Genomic DNA, 15,175 nt, shown 5'->3' on the forward strand with positions numbered 1-15,175 from the left:
GTCGCCCCCGCGTTCCCCGGCCTCAGTCAACAAACGCCAGCACAAGCTCGGGGAACGCCAGCACGAGCGCGAGCGCGATAAGCTGGATGCCGACAAACGGGAGGGCGCCCCGGTAGATCTCGCGCGTCGACAGGGACGGTGGGGCGACGCCGCGCAGGTAGAACAGCGAGAACCCGAACGGCGGCGTCAGAAACGAGGTCTGGAGATTGAGCCCGAGCACGACCCCGAACCAGACCAGATCGATGCCGAGAGCCGCGGCGGCCGGCGCCAGGAGGGGGACGACGATGAAGGCGATCTCGAAGAAGTCGATGAAGAAGCCCAGGACGAACACCAGCAGGTTGGCCGCGAGCAGCAGCCCGACGCGCCCGCCCGGCAGGCCGACCAGGATCTCCTCGATCCAGACATCGCCATAGAGCCCTCGGAAGACGAGCGCGAACGCGGTCGAGCCGACGAGCAGCACCAGCACCATCGTCGTGAGCAGTGCCGATTGGCGGGCGGCGTCCCAGAGCAGCGGTCGGTCGAGGCGGCGGTTGAGTGCCGTCAGCATCAACGCGCCGACGGCGCCGAGGGCGCCGGCCTCGGTGGGCGTGGCGATCCCGGCGAAGATGCTCCCAAGCACGACGAGGATCAGCGCGAGCGGGGGCAGCAGCGCCGTCACCACCCGGCGGACCAAGCCCCACCCGCTCTCTGTGCGGTCTGACGCGGGCAGGGCCGGCGCATCGTGGGGCCGGCGCCAGGCGACGATCCCGACCCAGACGCAGAACAGGGACGTGAGGATCAGCCCGGGCACCAGCGCCCCGGCAAACAGCGCACCGACGCTGACGCCGAGCTGGTCGCCCAGCACGATCAGCACGATCGACGGCGGCACGATCTGGCCCAGCGTCCCCGACGCCGCCACCGTCCCGGCCGCGAACGACGGGCGGTAGCCCCGGTCCAGCATCACCGGGAGGGCGATGGCCCCGAGCGCGACGACGCTCGCGCCGACCACGCCGGTCGCCGCCGCCAGCAGGGCGCCGACGAGCACGACGGCCAGCGCGAGCCCGCCTCGCACGCGGCCGAACAAGGCGCCAATCGTCGTCAGAAGGTCTTCCGCCAGCCGGCTCTTCTCCAGCACGACGCCCATGAAGATGAAGTACGGGATCGCCAGCAGGACGGGGTTCTGCATGATCCCGAACAGCCGGTCGCCGAGCGCCAGCAGAAACGCGGCGTCGAAGTAGCCGGCCGCCAGCCCGAGGAGGGCGAACACGACCGACGCGCCGCCGATCGCGAAGGCGACCGGGTAGCCGGTGAACACGAGTGCCAGCACCACGAGCACCAGGATCGGCCCGAGCCAGTCGGCAAGGTGGGCGACGAGCGTCACGGCCGTTGGCGGAGCGTGACGACCGCCCGGGCCGCTTGCGCGACCCCTTGCAGGGCCAGCAGCCCGATACCGAGCGGGAGCAGCAGCTTCACCGGCCACCGGATCAGCCCCCCCGCATCGAGCGCGCCCTCGCGCAGGGCGACGGCGTCGAGGACCGCCGGCCACGAGGCCCACGCCAGCAGCGCACAGAAGGGGAGCAGCAGCAGCACCGTCCCCGCCAGGTCGATCATCGCGCGGCGGCGGGGCGACAGCCCGCCGTACACCACGTCGACGCGGACGTGGGCGTCCTCGGACAGGGCCCAGGCGGCGCCGAGCAGGAAGACGGCGCTGAACAGCATCCACTGCACGTCGCCCAGCGCGTTGAGGGCTGGCGTGATGCCGAGGACCGGCGCGAGGTACCGGAGGACGGCCGCAAGCGCGCCGGCGACGACCATCGCGACCACGATCCGGGCGCAGAGCCAGCCCACGGCGGCGCTAAGGCGGTCGGCGAGGCGGGGCACGGCATCGAGCACGGCCCGAACCTACCGCGAGTCCCGGGCCGGAACGCCAAACGAGTGGGGCGTCTTTAGCCTGCGGCCTCGGCCATCATCGTCCGCATGGCGCCGACCGCCAGTCCGTCGACGTGCTCATTGAGCGGGACGCCAGCGTGGCCCTTTACCTTCACCCAGACCACCTCGTGGCGTTCGTTCTGGGCGATCAGCCGCTCCCACAGATCCTGGTTCAGCACCGGCGACTTGTCGGATTTCTTCCAGCCCCGGCGCACCCACCCGTCGATCCAGCCATGGTTGAACGCGTTGATGAGGTACGCGCTGTCCGAGTGGAGGCGCACGCGGCAGGGCTCGCGGAGCGCTTCGAGCGACTCGGCGGCGGCGGTCAACTCCATGCGGTTGTTGGTCGTCGCGGGCTCGGCGCCCTTGAGGTCGCGCTGGATCTGGTTGGGCGGCGAACCGTAGAGCATCGTCGCGCCCCAGCCCCCGGGGCCCGGGTTGCCTGAGCAGGCGCCGTCGGTGTAGATGGTGACGTCTTTGATGGGTTCGGGAGTCGGGGTTCAGGAGGCGGCGGCTGGAGATGAAAGCTACCCGGGGTTGCCTGGAGGCATCGGCTGCGCCCGTGCGATTCCCCCGATGCTTCGTGCCGCGGACGGCGGGGGACGCTCATCTTGCGACCCCCGAAGCCCGAACGCCGCCATGAAATTCGTCGACTACGTCACCGTCACGGTCCGAAGCGGACACGGGGGGCCAGGGAGCGTCCACTTCCGTCGCGAGAAGTACGAGCCGAACGGCGGCCCCGACGGCGGCGACGGCGGCGGCGGCGGCTCCGTGACCGCCATCGGCGACCCGAGCCTGTACACGCTCCTCGACCTGCGCTACAACCGGCACCACTTTGCCAAGGCGGGCGAGCCGGGCGGCGGGTCGGGGAAGAGCGGGAAGACGGCCGACGACATCCTGCTCCGCGTCCCCCTGGGCACCGTCGTCAAGGACGCGACGACGGGCGAGGGGCTGGGCGAGATCGTCGCCGAGGGCGACCAGATCGTGCTCGCGCAGGGCGGACGCGGCGGGCAGGGCAACACCCACTTCAAGAGCTCGACGAACCAGGCGCCGCGCTACGCGCAGCCCGGCGAGCCCGGCGAGGAGCGCGAGGTCATCTTCGAGCTGAAGCTGCTGGCGGACGTGGGCCTGGTCGGCTTCCCGAACGCCGGCAAGAGCACGCTCGTCAGTAGCCTGAGCGCGGCCAAGCCCAAGATCGCCGACTACCCGTTCACGACGCTGGAGCCGAACCTCGGCATGGTCTACCTCGGCGACTGGCGCTCGTTCGTCATCGCTGACATCCCCGGGCTCATCGAGGGCGCGTCGGAGGGGCGCGGGCTCGGCCACCAGTTCCTCAAGCACGTCGAGCGCAACGCCGTCCTGCTCTTTTGCGTCGCCGCCGACTCGGAGGACCCGGGCGCGCGCTACCAAACGCTGCTCGACGAGCTCGGCGCCTTCAGCCCGCACCTGCTTGCGAAGCCCCGCGTCGTCGTGCTGACGAAGATGGACATCGTCGGGCCGGACCTCGCGGCCGAGTGGGTCGAGGAGGTGGCCGCCACGTTCCCTGACGACGTGGACCTGATGCCGGTCTCTGCCGTCGCCCGCATCGGGCTCGACCGGCTCAAAGAGCGGCTCTGGACCTTCGTCGAGGCCGAGCGCGAGCTGGCAGCCGGCGACGACGACTAGGCGGGCACGGCGGTCAGCACGAGCGAGAGGGGCGCCTCGGTGTCGGGCGCGGTCGGTTCGTCGACGGCCCCGAGCCGAAGTCCGGCGTCGGCGAGCACACCGACCCAGGACGCGAGCGTGCGGAAGTACCACGGCATCGGCTCGAAGTCGCCGTCGAGGCTCGTGAACGACTCTTCGCGCCAGCCGTCGCGGTAGGGCGGCCCGGCCGCGAGTGGGTGGACGGTTTGAATCACCACGCGCCCGCCGTCCGCCAACCGCGACGCCGCCGCCCGGACGACCGGCGCGTCGTTGTCGGTCAAGAGCGCGAAGTTGAAGACGGCCACGTCGAAGGGGCCTCCGAGACGGGAGGGCGCGGACACGGCCTCGTCGTAGCCGAGCACGTCGAACGACCCTCCGCGCTCGCGAGCGAGGTCGATGAGCGGGGCGCTCCCGTCGACGCCGTGGACCGTCGCACCGGCCGCGGTCAACGCCCGTGCCAGCCAGCCCTCGCCGCAGCCCATGTCGAGGGCGTGGCCTCGGGGAGGGAGCCCACGGAGCACGGCCTGCATGACGGCCTCGTCGGTGCCGGCGCGGCGGCTCGGGATGGCGCCGTCGCGGACCGCGCGCGCCCACCCGGCGGCGTTCGCGGTCCACGACTGCCGCCCCCGGGCGACATGGCCCCCGGCATCTCGGGTCGTCAACCGAGGTCGACCTTTTCGTTCTCGCCGAGACCTGTCGCCGGCTTCCCGGTGATCTTGGCCTTGACGTAGCCCAGCGCGTAGACGATCGGGCTCGATGGGGAGTCCCAATACTCGGCGCGTGTCACCTCGACCTTGATCAGCCGGAGGTGCGGGTCGTCGACGCCCTTGGGGAACCAGGCCGCCAGCGGCTCGGACCACATTTCCTCGGCCTTCTGCTTGTCCTTGACGATGAGCGCGGTGCCGGCCATCGTCACGTAGTCCTGGCGGCCAGGGTGGGCAAAGGTCACGTCGACCTTCCGGTTGCGCTCGATGTGCTCCACCTTCTCGGAGTCGTCGCGGGTGAAGAACCACAGGTCACCGCCGAAGGAGACCTCCTGGGTCGCCATCGGTCGGCTCCAGGGCGTGCCGTCGGTGTCGACGGTCGTCAACATGCAGATGTGGATGTCGTCGATGAGGTCGGCGAGCTTCTCGATGCGCTCGCGGCGCTCGGTGGGGGAGAGGTCGGACATGGGAGGAGGAAAAGAAGGGAACGCCTGCAACGAAGAGGAGCCGAACGGGTTGCCAGCCTTCCGCACCCCTCCGCCTCGATGCCCCGTTTCGGACTCGCCGTGTCGCTCCTGCTGCTCGTCGGCTGCGCCGGATCCACGTCCACTCCCGCAAGCGCTTCGTTCGCAGACGTGTGGGCCGGGCTCGACGTCGGCGCCGCGTCGCTGACTGGGGAGGGAGGCGACGTGACGGCCGTCTGCGACCCGCCGTTCGCCACGTGGTTCGCCGACTTCGGCGTCCGCGGGCTCGCCTGCGTCGCCGCCCAGACCGTCTCGCCCGTGGCCTTGGTGGCCCGCGCGCCCGTCGACCCATTTCGCTCTGGCCCCCACGTCGCCAGCAGGGCCGCCGTCGACCTCGACCTGGCCACCGACCGTGCGTTCGGCCACTACGACCCGGCCTTCGTAGAGTGGCTTGCCAAGGCCGCCGTCCCGACCGGCCCCGCCGCCGTGCTCGCAGCGCCCGTCTATCGCCGCCACGTCGCCCGGCTGGCGCGGGTCTACTGGCTGACGCACGCCGACCTCACCGCCGACGGCTTCCCCGCGTCGACGCCCGCCGGACCCCTCGCGGCTTACGCCCGCTACCTCGACGGCGGCCCCGTCCCGGACGGCATGGGCGCCTACGACACCGCCGACGGGTTCTCGGTCTTCGCCTTCACCGACCGAAGCGAGCGCCTGCTCGGCGACATCGGCCTGCCCGTCGGCAACGAGTGGACGGCCAAGTACGAGGCCAACACGGCCTACGGCTTCTGGCTCCGACGGCGTCAGGACGGCACACACGGCGAGTGGCGCGACGCCCTCCGGGGCCTCTTGCGGGCCTACGACGCCGAGTGGTTGGTCCAGCACGGCGGCTGACCTCGACTTTACAATTCGTCGGTAACCCCCCAGACCTGTGCTCAGTGTCGGCCTGCGAAGCTCGTCGCGCGTTTCGCCTGTGGGTACCCTCTGGCTCCGGGGCTGACGGTCCCGCTCCGACTCACCTCGTCCCTCCATGCATCCCATCTTCCGATCCACCCTGCTCGGCGCCTTTCTAGGCTCCGTCGCCGTCGCGGGCGCGTTCGGGCTGTTGGTCCTCGCGGGGCTGGTGGACGAGGCGCCGTTCGTCGGCGCGTGGCAGAGCGTGTTTGGCGGGGGCTGGGTCGTCGCGAGCGTGCTGGGCGGCGCGGCGTTTCTCGCGATCGGGACGCTGTGGGGCGTTCCGTTCACGCTCGTCCCCCGCCCAACCGTAGGCGCGGCCATGCTCTACGCCATCCTCCCGACGCTGTGGGCGCTCGTAGGCTGGCCCAGCCTGCTCGGGCGACCCACCTTCGCCGGCGGCGACTCGGCCGTCGTGATGCTGACGGTGATGATGAACGTCGGTGTCTGGGGCGGCATCCTGGGGGCGTACGCCCACCGCCACACGACGGCCGAGGGGCGGCACCAAGCCTCGCTTCGCCGCCGCAAGGCGTAGCGCCTTTCGGGACGCCCGACGCCCGGTATGAATCCGCCCGCCTCGGTACAGTCCCCGAGGCGGGCGGAGCAGAATCGAATCGAGGGACCGTCGGCCCTACGCGTTGGCTTGCCGCCGCTTATGCGTTGATGGCCTGGCCGTAGGCGTCCCGGAAGGCCTCCATCACCGCCTCCGACAGCGTCGGGTGCGGGTGCATGGCCTCCATCACCTCGTGCGCCGTCGTCTCCAACGCGCGCGCCGTCACGATCTCGGCGATCATTTCGGTCGCGTCGTGGCCGATGATGTGCGTGCCGAGCACCTCGCCGTACTTCTTGTCGACGACCACCTTGACGAAGCCCGACTGGTCGCCGATGGCGGCGGCCTTGCCGGAGGCGGCGAAGGGGAACTTGCCGATCAGCACGTCGAAGCCGGCCTCCTTGGCCGCGGCCTCGGTGTAGCCGACCGAGGCGATCTGCGGGATGCAGTACGTGCAGCCGGGCACGTTGAGGTAGTCGGTCGCGTGCGGGGCGTGGTCCAGCTTGCCCTGCTCGTGGGCGATGTTCTCGACGCAGACGATGCCCTCGTGGCTCGCGACGTGCGCCAGCCACGGTCCGCCGACCACGTCGCCGATGGCGTAGATGCCCTCGACAGTCGTCCGGTACATCGTGTCGACGGTGATGGCCCCGCGCTCGTGGGCGACGCCCACGTCGTCGAGCCCGAAGCCCTCCACGTTGCCGACGACGCCGACGGCGGAGAGGACCTGGTCGGCCTGGACCGTCTGGTCGCCCTTGGCCGTCTTGATGGTGACGGTGCAGCCCTCACCGGACGTGTCGACGGCGGTGACCTGGGCGCCGGTCATCACCTTGACCCCCATCTTCTTGTAGGCCCGCGCCAGCTCCTTCGACACGTCCTCGTCCTCGACGGGGACGAGCCGGTCTTGCAACTCGACGATCGTGACGTCGGTGCCCATGTGGTGGTAGACGTAGGCGAACTCCACGCCGATGGCACCGGCCCCGACGATCACCATCGAGTCGGGCTTGGTGGTCTGGAGCATCGCGTGGCGGTAGTCCAAGATCTTCTCGCCGTCGACAGGCAACGTCGGGATCTCGCGAGCGCGGGCGCCGGTCGCCACGATGATGGCCCGGGCCTCGATGGTGGTGGACTCTCCCACCGTTTCTCCGTCCATCGTCTCCGACGGTTCGACGGACACCTTGCCGCCGCCCAGCAAGGTCGCCTTGCCCATGTAGACATCGACCTTGTTCTTCTTCATGAGGAACTGGACGCCCTTGTTCATCTTGTTGGCCACGCCTCGGGAGCGCGTCACGACGGCCTCGAAGTCGGGCGTCGGCAGGCCGTCGCCGGCGGTGAAGCCGTAGTCGGTGATGTGCGCGAGCTGGCTGGCGATCTCGGCGCTCTTGAGCAGGGCCTTGGTCGGGATGCAGCCGATGTTGAGGCAGACGCCGCCGAGCTTGTTCTTCTCGACGATGGCCGTCGAGAGACCGAGCTGGTGGGCGCGGATGGCCGCCTCGTAGCCGCCGGGCCCGGAGCCGATGATCAGGACATCGTAGGGAGCGTTCGCCATGTCAGAAGGGGAGAGCGTGGTGTGGATCGAGGATACCTGTGCGCGGCGGCTGCTGTCCCCGGCGCGCGTTGAAATCAGAGTGAGGCGGGCGGCGCACGTCGGCTTGCAGACACCGCAGCTCCCGCGAAGCCGCTAGGCGTCGACCGTCCAGTCGTCGACGATCGCCGTGATGATGACGTTTGCGGGGGTGGCCGGCGCGTCCGGGGCTCGGTGCGCGTCGACCAGGCCGGCGACGACGGCACCTTCCTTGGCGATGAGCACCACGTCGCCCTCGCCCGCGTCGAGCCCCGGGTCTAGCGCGACGTCCTCGACGCGGTCCAGCCGCGTTCCGTCGAGGCCAATCTTTCCCACCAAGAGTAAACGGTGGCCGGCGAGGGCGGAGGCCTTCTGGGTGGCGACGATGGGTGAAAGGACGCGAGCCAAGTGCATGTGTCTGTAATAAGATGAAGGCCGTGTGGCTCTAGACTGTCTGTTGTCACTAGTTTATGCCCTGCCAGCGCCCACCACACTCGCGCCGGTCATTTACCACCTCCTCCCCCCACACGGATGTATAGCACTCAGGGAATCGAAGCCATCGCGACCGTCACCGAGCTCCGCTCGAAGACGTCCGCGCTGATCGACCAGGCCAAGAGCCTCAATACGGGCATCATGATCCAGAAGAACAACGAGCCCGAGGCCGTCCTCGTCTCGTACGACCTGTATCAGAAGATGCACAAGCTCTACTACAAGAAGTAGAGCCTGCACGATTTGACCTAGGGTCGGGCACGGCGCCCGGCCCTAGCGTTCGCCGATCAACCGCTTGAGTTCGGCCACGCGCCGGACCGTCGCCTCGCGGTCGAGCGAGCGGAACCGCTCGGGGAGCATCGAGCGGCTCGTGCACTCCATGACCGCCGCGAGCGTCTGTAGCTCGACCTGCAACGGGTATGAGGGCGGCAGAAAGTCTTCCACCACCGCGTCCAGCACGGCCCGCGTGATCGGCGCCGGCGCGTCCGCGCCAGCCGCTTCTGCGGGCGGGTCGCCCACTTGCCCGTCGCCACCGGAGGGCTCCTCCGTGTCTGTGTCTGGGTTGGGTTCAGAGGCCACGTCGTCGAGGGCGTGCGTGGCGGCCCGGAACTTGGCGCGCGTCAGGAGCGCCTCCATGTCGGCGCCGGAATAGGTCCGCTCCCCGTCGAGCAGGGCATCCGGGACCTCCGACATCGGCACGTCGACGCCCGTCTTGCGCATCATGACCTGGAGCAGTTCCTCGCGGTCGGCGCGAGTGGAGGGGTAGAACAGGCCCAGGTGCTCCTCGGCGCGGCCCTGACGCTTGAGGTCGACCGGCATGAGGTCGGGCCGGGCGGTGACCAGGAACCAGATGATCTTGCCCCGGAAGCGGGTGTCGGACATCGCCTGGGCGATCTGGCCGAACACGCGGCTCGACACGCCGCTGTCGCCCTGGGCGCTGCGGTCGCCGAGCGCCGCGTCGGCCTCGTCGATCATCACGGCGACGGGGTTCATCGCCCGAAGGAGGGTCAGGATCTTCTCGAGGTTGCCCTCGGTGACGCCCTGCCACTGGGAGCGGAAGTTCTTCAGCTTCACCATCGGGATCCCGATCTCCCCGGCGAAGGTGGTGACGAGGAAGGTCTTCCCGGTTCCGACCGGTCCGGAGACGAGGTAGCCCATCGGCATCACGTCGGGCCGACCGGCCTTGATGGCCTCGGCCGCGGCGCGGAGGTGCGCCTTGGCCTCGGCGTGCCCGGCCACCATGTCGAGGTCGTAGTCGGTCTCGACGAACTCCAGGAGCCCATACGCCTCGGCCTCGATGAGCTCCTTCTTTTTCTCGCTCAGCGTGTCGAACGTGAGCGGGCGCTCGTTTTCGAGCACGTCGGCCAGGATCGTCCGGAGCTGCACGTAGCCGAGCCCGGCCGTGTTCTGCGCCAGCGTGAGCGGGGCGACGGTGCTGAGCGCGTCGAACCGGGTCTGACCATTCGGCTGGGCGCCCAAGAACCACGTCGTGAACGACTCGCGCTCGGCGTGGCCGGGGAAGTCGACCTCTAGCTCCGCGTTGTAGGGGCTCTGGATAAAGGCCCGCGACAGGTCGCCCAGCGACTCCGTGACGAGCACGAGCGTAAAGTCGCTCCGGAGCAGGAGCGGGTCGTGCGCCCACTTCTGCAACGTCACCAGCGCCGCGCGGTCCTCGGTCGAGTAGCTGGCGGCCTCCGACATCGGCACGACGGTCTCGGCGTAGTCGATGACGCACGCGATCCGCTTGCCGTCCGCCAGCCGCAGGCGGAAGTAGTTGTCGAGCAAGGCGAAGACGCGGGCCGGGTCCTTCGGGAGCTTCTTGACGTAGTCCGTCCCGAAGATGGTGTCGTACCCGCTGACGGCCCGGTTGAAGTCGGTCCGCGAGGCGGCGTCATGGAAGTGGATGCCGTCGGACCGGTCGTAGAAGACGACGATGTCGCGGCCGGCGAACAAATCCTCGGCGAGGAACTCGCGGAGCGGGACGTAGGCGTTCTGGCCTTTCTCGTCGACCGTCGGCACGAGGTCGCGGACGTTGCCGTGCAAGACGAACTGGTTGAGCGTCTTGGTGAAGTAGCGGCGGGCGAGCTCGCGGGCCCACGAGGGGTAGTGGGCGAGCGGGTCGGCGGCGGTCGTCTCGGGCATGCGCGTGTGCGGGCGGGCGGGGCCGCAAGGTACCGGAGCCGGGGCGACCGGGTTGCGCCGGGGTTGGCCTGGGGCACCTCACCGCGCCCCGTCCGTAGGCACCTGGCGCTAGCTTTCCGGCCCCTCTCCCTGCCCCTCATGTTCGACTGGATCGCCGACCCGAATGCCTGGGTCGCCCTCGGTACGCTGACGATGCTCGAGATCGTCCTCGGCATCGACAACATCATCTTCATCTCGATCCTGACCGGCAAGCTCCCGCCGGAGCAACAGGCGAAGGGGCGATCGATCGGCCTGGGGCTGGCGATGGGGATGCGGATCCTGTTGCTGATCTCGATCTCGTGGGTGATGGGCCTGACCGCTGTCCTGTTCGACCTCGGCGACATCCTGCCCTTCCTCAACGATCTCGAGGCGTTCGGGGCCTCGGCCCGCGATGCGGTCGTGCATGGCGGCGGCGTCGAGGGCGAAGACATGAGCCCGATCGCCTTGACTGGCCGCGACCTCATCCTGCTCATCGGTGGGTTCTTCCTGGTGGGCAAGTCGGTCCACGAGATCCACAACAAGCTGGAGGGCGATGGCGAGCACGCGGCCGAAAAGCCGAAGGCCGTCTCGTTCGCGTCCGTCTTGATCCAGATCGCGATCCTCGACATCGTGTTCTCGCTCGATTCCGTCATCACGGCGGTCGGCATGGCCGACGACCTCGCGGTGATGATCATCGCCGTCGTCGTCGCCGTGGGTGTGATGATGGTCGGGGCCGGGCCCATCTCAGACTTTGTCCACAAGCACCCGACGATCAAGATGCTGGCGCTGGCGTTCCTGATACTGATCGGCGTCACGCTGATCGCCGAGGGCCTCAACCAGCACATCTCGAAGGGCTACATCTACACCGCGATGGCGTTTGCGCTGATCGTGGAGTTCCTCAACATCCGTTCGAAGCGGGGCAACGACACGCCCTCCGTCGAGCTGATCGAACCGCACGCGCTCGCGGGAACGTCGGGCGTTCCGGCCGCGACCCAGATCGTCCGGACCACCCACCCGTCGGCGTGACGCCGGACCGCCGAGCTGCGGCTCTATGACCGAACCCCTCGCCCCCCGGATGCGCCTGACCCTGTCCCTGCTCGCGGTCGCCGTGCTGGCGGTCGGCTGCCGGGCGCAGTCGCCGGAGCGGCCGAGCGAGGTGCCGCGCCAGTCGCTGGCGGAGTCGACGCGGATCGAGATCCAGGACTTCGGGCAGGACGGGGCGGTCGTCTACGAAGCCGGCCCAGCGTCGGACGACGGGACCGGCCGCTACTTCATGGGGAGGGAGATCGCCCGGGTGATGAGCCACCGGGGCGCGGCGTGGCTGGAGCGCCCCGACCGCGAGCGCGAGGAGCGGCCCGACGACTTGATCGCCGCGCTCGACATCGGCCCCTCGGACGTGGTCGCCGACCTGGGCGCGGGCACGGGCTACTTCACGTTCCGCCTCGCGCCGCTCGTCCCCGACGGCAGGGTGTTCGCCATCGACATCCAGCCCGAGATGCTGCGCATCGTCGAGGCGCGAGCGGAGGAGGAGGGGTACGACAACGTGGCTCCCGTGCTCGGGACCGAAACGTCGCCAGGCCTGCGCCCGCTTTCCACCGACCTGACGCTAGTTGTCGACTCGTACCACGAGTTCTCGCACCCGCGCGAGATGCTGGCGGGGATCTTCGAGGCGACCCGGCCCGGCGGGCGGCTGATGCTCGTGGAGTACCGGGCCGAGGACGCCGAGGTGCCGATCCGCCGGCTCCACAAGATGACCGAGGCGCAAGCGCGCCTCGAGGTCGAGGCCGCCGGCTTCCGGTTCGTCGACAACCTCGACGTGCTCCCCCAGCAGCACCTGCTGGTGTTCGAGCGGCCCGAGGTGTAGCGGCTAGGCGTGGTCGGCGGCTCCGTTGCGGCGCTTGTTGGGCCCAGCCGCCAGCGGCTCCGCGCCCGGCCCCGTTACCTGCCCGCTCTCGACGAGCGCCCGCCAGCGTGCCGCGTCGACGGCGTCGTGCTGGGCGTTCTCCAGGGCTTCCAGACGGGCGTCGAGGTCGAGCACGGCGTGGACATCGAGCTCGTCCATCGTCGTCTCAACTCGCATAGCCGGGGTGGGCTCTCCGACGCGCGTGCGGGAGTGATGGATCAGCACGCCGATGTTGAGCACGGCGGTGATCATCGCCAGCAGCGCCATCACCATCAGCGTGTCTTCGTCGACGCTGGCAAAGCCGAAGAACGCAAACGCCAGCAGGACGGCGTTAAGGGCGGGGAGAATCCAGTCGGGGAGCTTCATGGCGGGGGGAGACGAAGAGAGGGGCTCCGCCGCTAGACGAAGCCCCTCTCGGGAAGATGCAGCGATTGTTAGGCGACCGTCACGGAGTCGTCGAGGTAGACGTCTTGGATCGTGTTGAGCAGGCGGACGCCCTCCGACCGCTCGCGCTGGAACGCCTTACGGCCCGAGATGAGGCCCATCCCGCCCGCGCGCTTGTTGATGACGGCCGTCCGCACGGCGTCTGCGAAGTCGTTCGCGCCCGAGCCGCCCCCCGAGTTGATCAGACCCGCGCGGCCCATGTAGCCGTTCGCCACCTGGTAGCGCGTGAGGTCGATGGGGTGGTCGCTGGCGAGCTCGGTGTAGATCCGCTCGTCGAGCTTGCCGTACGAGCTGTCGCCCGAGTTGAGCGCCTTGTAGCCGCCGTTGTTGGTCGGCTGCTTCTGCTTGAGGATGTCGGCCTCGAGCGTCGCCCCGATGTGGTTGGCCTGGCCGGTGAGGTCGGCGGACGCGTGGTAATCGACGCCGTCGACCTTGAAGCCGGCGTTGCGGGTGTAGCACCACAGGATGGTCGCCAAGCCGAGCTCGTGGGCGACCGCGAAGGCTTGCGAGACTTCCTGGATCTGACGGCCCGCGTTCTCGCTGCCGAAGTAGATCGTCGCGCCGATCGCCACACAGCCCATGTTCCACGCCTCCTCGACGCGGGCGTACATGATCTGGTCGAACGTGTTGGGGTACGTGAGCAGCTCGTTGTGGTTGATCTTCAAGATGAGCGGGATCTTGTGGGCGTACTGCCGCGCCACGCTCCCGAGCGCGCCGTACGTCGTCGCGACGCCGTTGCACCCACCCTCGATCGCCAGGTCGATAATGTTGGAGGGGTCGAAGTAGTCGGGGTTCTTGGCGAACGACGCGCCGCCGGAATGCTCGATGCCCTGGTCGATGGGCAGGATCGAGAGGTAGCCCGTCCCGCCGAGCCGGCCGTGCGAATAGAGCTGCTCCAGGGAGCGCATCACCGGGATCGAGCGGTCGCTGGGGCCGAACGTGCGCGAGACCCAGTCCGGGCCGGGCAGGTGGAGGCGGTCCTTCGAGATGGCCGGTTCGGAAAAGCCGAGGAGGGAGTCGGCCTCGTCGCCGAGGTGGTCCTGGATGGAGGGCTGGGACATGTCGGGGGCGGGTGTCAGAGGAGGCGAAAAGATAGCGGGGGTCGGGCGGCGGGCGCCGGAGATGGAACCGCTTCCCGGGGGCGGCCGGGATTTAGATCGGCCACAGCTCCGGCGGGAGCGGTCGGCGCCCCGCGAGCGCGTCGGGCAGGAGGGAGGCGATGAGGGGGGCCGTCATCAACCCCTTGGCGCCGAGCCCGCCGATCACCCAGACACCTTGGAGGCCGGGCAGCGGCCCCGCGAGCGGCAGGCGATTCGGGGAGACCGAGGCGGGGACAGTCAGGCGAACCCCCGCGCTCCGGCCGAGTACGGCGGCGCCCGCGAGCGGCGGAACGAGCGCGGTGGCCGTCGCGCTCAACCCGGCGTCGCGTGCCGGGTCGGGGGCAGTGCTGGCGAACGTGTGCTCGAACGTCGCGCCCGCCACGACGCCGTCTGCACCCGGCACGACGTAGCCTGCGCCCGCGACGGCGGGGTGATCGGGGGGCAGGCTCGCGGGCCGCGCCAGCGTCACCGTCTGGCCCTTGACGCGGTGGAAGGGGAGGTGCGCTAGCGAGGGGAGCTCGGCGAACCCGTCGCCGACCGCCACGACGACGTGGCGCCCAGTCAGAGCTGTATTGCCCGTTATTGCAATACCTGCGTGCAGTTCTGTCACCCGCCCCGTCACGACGCGGGCGCCACGGCTTTCCGCCACGGCAAGCGCCGCGCGGACGAACCGGGCCACGTCGACGGACGCGCCGTCGGCCACCCACAGCACGCCGTGTGGCGCGGCCACCAGGGGGAACCGCTCCGCGCTGGCATCCGCTGCGAGCCAGTCGAGTCCGTCGAACGCCTCCGCCTGCAGGCGGAACGTCTCAGCCTGGGCGCGCGAGCGGGCCGGGCGCACGATGCCGGTCCGTCGCAGCTGGACGCCAGCCTCCTCGGTGAGCGCCCCCAGCGCCCCCAGCGCCTCGGCGTGCCGCCAGGCCGGACGCGCCTTTCGTCCCATGAACGGGTTCGCCAGCCCTGCCGCTGCTCCGCTGGCGCCCGCCGCCGGGTGCTCCGCCTCGACGACGATCACGTCCCGGTCCCGGCTCAGCACGAGCGCCGCGCACGCCCCCGCCAAGCCCGCCCCGGAGATCACGACGTCCGCTGTCACTCGGCTTCGGCGGCAAGGCGGGGCACCAGAGACATGATCTCAAAGCCGTGCGATGCATACAGACACCAGCACTGGCGGCTGCGCGGATCGAGAGCGACCGACGCCTCTGCGTAGATGTCGGCAGTCTCGAGGACGTGGGCGATCAGAAGGCGAAGAGTCGTCATT

General features: G+C 69.7%; 18 protein-coding genes. 6 read left to right on the plus strand and 12 right to left on the minus strand.

Annotation, left to right across the window (positions count from 1 at the left end; all coding sequences use genetic code 11):
• Positions 1 to 22 precede the first annotated feature (22 nt).
• The 3 genes from ACLII4_RS11290 to rnhA form a co-directional block, all read right to left on the minus strand.
• Complete coding sequence (locus ACLII4_RS11290) at positions 23 to 1,360, minus strand: TRAP transporter large permease (RefSeq protein WP_412067504.1); 1,338 nt, start codon at positions 1,358 to 1,360, stop codon at positions 23 to 25.
• On the minus strand, positions 1,357 to 1,860 hold the full coding sequence (locus ACLII4_RS11295) for a TRAP transporter small permease subunit (protein ID WP_412067505.1): 504 nt from the start codon (positions 1,858 to 1,860) through the stop codon (positions 1,357 to 1,359). Before ACLII4_RS11295 ends, ACLII4_RS11290 begins: the two co-directional genes overlap by 4 nt.
• 65 nt (positions 1,861 to 1,925) lie before the next feature.
• A complete protein-coding gene (gene rnhA, locus ACLII4_RS11300) occupies positions 1,926 to 2,390 on the minus strand; it encodes a ribonuclease HI (protein ID WP_412070563.1) in 465 nt (154 codons plus the stop codon).
• Positions 2,391 to 2,547: 157 nt separating this feature from the next.
• Here rnhA and obgE point away from each other — a divergent pair, with 157 nt between their 5' ends.
• Positions 2,548 to 3,573 carry a GTPase ObgE gene (gene obgE, locus ACLII4_RS11305; RefSeq protein WP_412067506.1) on the plus strand — a complete coding sequence of 342 codons (1,026 nt, stop codon included), beginning with the start codon at positions 2,548 to 2,550 and terminating at the stop codon, positions 3,571 to 3,573.
• Here the strand turns inward: obgE and ACLII4_RS11310 are convergent.
• Positions 3,570 to 4,253, minus strand: coding sequence for a class I SAM-dependent methyltransferase (locus ACLII4_RS11310; RefSeq protein ID WP_412067507.1), 684 nt, complete (start codon positions 4,251 to 4,253; stop codon positions 3,570 to 3,572). The two genes, obgE and ACLII4_RS11310, sit on opposite strands and share 4 nt — an antisense overlap.
• On the minus strand, positions 4,250 to 4,762 hold the full coding sequence (locus ACLII4_RS11315) for a pyridoxamine 5'-phosphate oxidase family protein (RefSeq protein ID WP_412067508.1): 513 nt from the start codon (positions 4,760 to 4,762) through the stop codon (positions 4,250 to 4,252). The genes ACLII4_RS11310 and ACLII4_RS11315 overlap by 4 nt, the downstream gene beginning before the upstream one ends.
• 78 nt (positions 4,763 to 4,840) lie before the next feature.
• On the opposite strand from ACLII4_RS11315, the gene ACLII4_RS11320 reads away from it, so the two are divergent.
• Positions 4,841 to 5,650, plus strand: a complete 810-nt coding sequence (locus ACLII4_RS11320; protein ID WP_412067509.1) for a hypothetical protein — start codon at positions 4,841 to 4,843, stop codon at positions 5,648 to 5,650.
• Positions 5,651 to 5,786: 136 nt separating this feature from the next.
• Positions 5,787 to 6,245, plus strand: coding sequence for a hypothetical protein (locus tag ACLII4_RS11325; protein WP_412067510.1), 459 nt, complete (start codon positions 5,787 to 5,789; stop codon positions 6,243 to 6,245).
• Positions 6,246 to 6,363: 118 nt separating this feature from the next.
• Here the strand turns inward: ACLII4_RS11325 and lpdA are convergent, their stop codons facing one another.
• Together lpdA and ACLII4_RS11335 are read right to left on the minus strand one after the other, a co-directional pair.
• Positions 6,364 to 7,806 carry a dihydrolipoyl dehydrogenase gene (lpdA, locus tag ACLII4_RS11330; protein ID WP_412067511.1) on the minus strand — a complete coding sequence of 481 codons (1,443 nt, stop codon included), beginning with the start codon at positions 7,804 to 7,806 and terminating at the stop codon, positions 6,364 to 6,366.
• 132 nt (positions 7,807 to 7,938) lie between these two features.
• Positions 7,939 to 8,235, minus strand: a complete 297-nt coding sequence (locus ACLII4_RS11335) for a EutN/CcmL family microcompartment protein (RefSeq protein ID WP_412067512.1) — start codon at positions 8,233 to 8,235, stop codon at positions 7,939 to 7,941.
• Positions 8,236 to 8,352: 117 nt separating this feature from the next.
• Here ACLII4_RS11335 and ACLII4_RS11340 point away from each other — a divergent pair, with 117 nt between their 5' ends.
• Positions 8,353 to 8,541 carry a type II toxin-antitoxin system Phd/YefM family antitoxin gene (locus ACLII4_RS11340; protein WP_412067513.1) on the plus strand — a complete coding sequence of 63 codons (189 nt, stop codon included), beginning with the start codon at positions 8,353 to 8,355 and terminating at the stop codon, positions 8,539 to 8,541.
• Positions 8,542 to 8,583: 42 nt separating this feature from the next.
• Here the strand turns inward: ACLII4_RS11340 and ACLII4_RS11345 are convergent, their stop codons facing one another.
• A complete protein-coding gene (locus tag ACLII4_RS11345; RefSeq protein WP_412067514.1) occupies positions 8,584 to 10,452 on the minus strand; it encodes an ATP-binding protein in 1,869 nt (622 codons plus the stop codon).
• 138 nt (positions 10,453 to 10,590) lie between these two features.
• On the opposite strand from ACLII4_RS11345, the gene ACLII4_RS11350 reads away from it, so the two are divergent.
• Positions 10,591 to 11,496 (plus strand): TerC family protein, encoded by a 906-nt coding sequence (locus ACLII4_RS11350; protein ID WP_412067515.1) that lies wholly within the window; start codon positions 10,591 to 10,593, stop codon positions 11,494 to 11,496.
• A gap of 25 nt (positions 11,497 to 11,521) precedes the next feature.
• Positions 11,522 to 12,334, plus strand: a complete 813-nt coding sequence (locus ACLII4_RS11355; protein ID WP_412067516.1) for a class I SAM-dependent methyltransferase — start codon at positions 11,522 to 11,524, stop codon at positions 12,332 to 12,334.
• Between the two features lie 3 nt (positions 12,335 to 12,337).
• Here ACLII4_RS11355 and ACLII4_RS11360 read toward each other — a convergent pair whose 3' ends face one another.
• The 4 genes from ACLII4_RS11360 to ACLII4_RS11375 form a co-directional block, all read right to left on the minus strand.
• Complete coding sequence (locus ACLII4_RS11360; protein ID WP_412067517.1) at positions 12,338 to 12,739, minus strand: hypothetical protein; 402 nt, start codon at positions 12,737 to 12,739, stop codon at positions 12,338 to 12,340.
• 68 nt (positions 12,740 to 12,807) lie between these two features.
• Positions 12,808 to 13,878, minus strand: coding sequence for a class I fructose-bisphosphate aldolase (locus ACLII4_RS11365; RefSeq protein WP_412067518.1), 1,071 nt, complete (start codon positions 13,876 to 13,878; stop codon positions 12,808 to 12,810).
• Positions 13,879 to 13,969: 91 nt separating this feature from the next.
• Positions 13,970 to 15,010 (minus strand): NAD(P)/FAD-dependent oxidoreductase, encoded by a 1,041-nt coding sequence (locus ACLII4_RS11370; protein ID WP_412067519.1) that lies wholly within the window; start codon positions 15,008 to 15,010, stop codon positions 13,970 to 13,972.
• Positions 15,007 to 15,174, minus strand: coding sequence for a hypothetical protein (locus ACLII4_RS11375; RefSeq protein ID WP_412067520.1), 168 nt, complete (start codon positions 15,172 to 15,174; stop codon positions 15,007 to 15,009). Before ACLII4_RS11375 ends, ACLII4_RS11370 begins: the two co-directional genes overlap by 4 nt.
• Position 15,175 lies beyond the last annotated feature (1 nt).

Origin of the sequence: Rubrivirga aquatilis (assembly GCF_046845665.1) — a bacterium.
Lineage (GTDB): Bacteria > Bacteroidota > Rhodothermia > Rhodothermales > Rubricoccaceae > Rubrivirga.

Excerpts from the sequence above, each read along its gene's own strand:
- obgE (WP_412067506.1), top strand. The coding sequence starts at position 2,548 with ATGAAATTCGTCGACTACGTCACCGTCACGGTCCGAAGCGGACACGGG.
- ACLII4_RS11315 (WP_412067508.1), bottom strand. The coding sequence starts at position 4,762 with ATGTCCGACCTCTCCCCCACCGAGCGCCGCGAGCGCATCGAGAAGCTC.
- ACLII4_RS11320 (WP_412067509.1), top strand. The coding sequence starts at position 4,841 with ATGCCCCGTTTCGGACTCGCCGTGTCGCTCCTGCTGCTCGTCGGCTGC.
- ACLII4_RS11325 (WP_412067510.1), top strand. The coding sequence starts at position 5,787 with ATGCATCCCATCTTCCGATCCACCCTGCTCGGCGCCTTTCTAGGCTCC.
- lpdA (WP_412067511.1), bottom strand. The coding sequence starts at position 7,806 with ATGGCGAACGCTCCCTACGATGTCCTGATCATCGGCTCCGGGCCCGGC.
- ACLII4_RS11335 (WP_412067512.1), bottom strand. The coding sequence starts at position 8,235 with ATGCACTTGGCTCGCGTCCTTTCACCCATCGTCGCCACCCAGAAGGCC.
- ACLII4_RS11340 (WP_412067513.1), top strand. The coding sequence starts at position 8,353 with ATGTATAGCACTCAGGGAATCGAAGCCATCGCGACCGTCACCGAGCTC.
- ACLII4_RS11345 (WP_412067514.1), bottom strand. The coding sequence starts at position 10,452 with ATGCCCGAGACGACCGCCGCCGACCCGCTCGCCCACTACCCCTCGTGG.
- ACLII4_RS11350 (WP_412067515.1), top strand. The coding sequence starts at position 10,591 with ATGTTCGACTGGATCGCCGACCCGAATGCCTGGGTCGCCCTCGGTACG.
- ACLII4_RS11355 (WP_412067516.1), top strand. The coding sequence starts at position 11,522 with ATGACCGAACCCCTCGCCCCCCGGATGCGCCTGACCCTGTCCCTGCTC.
- ACLII4_RS11360 (WP_412067517.1), bottom strand. The coding sequence starts at position 12,739 with ATGAAGCTCCCCGACTGGATTCTCCCCGCCCTTAACGCCGTCCTGCTG.
- ACLII4_RS11365 (WP_412067518.1), bottom strand. The coding sequence starts at position 13,878 with ATGTCCCAGCCCTCCATCCAGGACCACCTCGGCGACGAGGCCGACTCC.
- ACLII4_RS11375 (WP_412067520.1), bottom strand. The coding sequence starts at position 15,174 with ATGACGACTCTTCGCCTTCTGATCGCCCACGTCCTCGAGACTGCCGAC.